Annotated in this window: 1 protein-coding gene; it reads left to right on the top strand. The window is 62.2% G+C overall.

What is annotated here, in order from left to right:
• The coding region (locus XH98_RS06775) for an IS1182 family transposase (RefSeq protein ID WP_271618172.1) at positions 1-881 on the top strand (881 nt) is incomplete at both ends.

Here is an 881-nt window from a genome sequence, read left to right as displayed (position 1 = left end):
GGCGGACCGAGCGCAATCGACGCTGTTGCCCGAATGCCTCGACGACTGGGTCGATGAGAGTAATCCGGTTCGCGCGGTCGATGCCTTCGTCGAAGCGCTCGATCTGGCAGAGCTGGGCTTCAAGGACGTCGAGCCTGCGGCAACCGGCCGGCCCGGTTATCACCCTGCGCCGCTGCTCAAGCTCTACATCTACGGCTATCTCAACCGCATCCAGTCGAGCCGCCGGCTGGAGCGCGAGGCGAGGCGCAATCTTGAGGTGATTTGGCTGTTGCAGCGGCTTTCGCCCGATGACAAGACGATCGCCGACTTTCGCCGCGACAACGGCCCCGCCATCAAGAAGGTGTGCGCGAAGTTCGTCGAGCTTTGCCGGCACATGGGCTTGTTGATGAAGGCGAGCGTCGCCATCGACGGCTCGAAGTTCAAGGCGGTCAACACGCGTGACAAGAACTTCACGAAGGGCAAGGTCGAGCGTCGTCGCCAGCAACTGGAGGAGAGCGTATCGCGCTATCTGGCGCAGCTGGACACCGCAGATCTGCAAGAGCCATCTGAGACTCTCGCCGCGAAGACGGCGCATCTGAAGGAGAAGCTCACCAAGCTCGCGAGCGAGATGCAGAAGCTCGAAGCCTGCGAACAAGCAATGCTGGCATCACCGGACCAACAGATCTCGCTGACCGATCCCGACAGTCGGTCCATGGCCACGAGTGGCCGCGGCTCCGGTGTCGTTGGCTACAATGTGCAGGTTGCCGTCGATACCGAGCACCACCTCATCATCGCGCACGAGGTGACGAATAGCGGTTCGGATCGTGCACAACTCGCCAACATGGGTAAACAGGCCAAGGCCGTGCTCGGCGTCGACAAGCTCGAGGCCGTGGCCGATCGCG

This window comes from Bradyrhizobium sp. CCBAU 51745 (assembly GCF_028128715.1).
In the GTDB taxonomy this organism is placed as follows: domain Bacteria; phylum Pseudomonadota; class Alphaproteobacteria; order Rhizobiales; family Xanthobacteraceae; genus Bradyrhizobium; species Bradyrhizobium manausense.
Note: the sequence above shows the minus strand (reverse complement) of the source record. Positions and strands in the feature narration are given on the sequence as shown.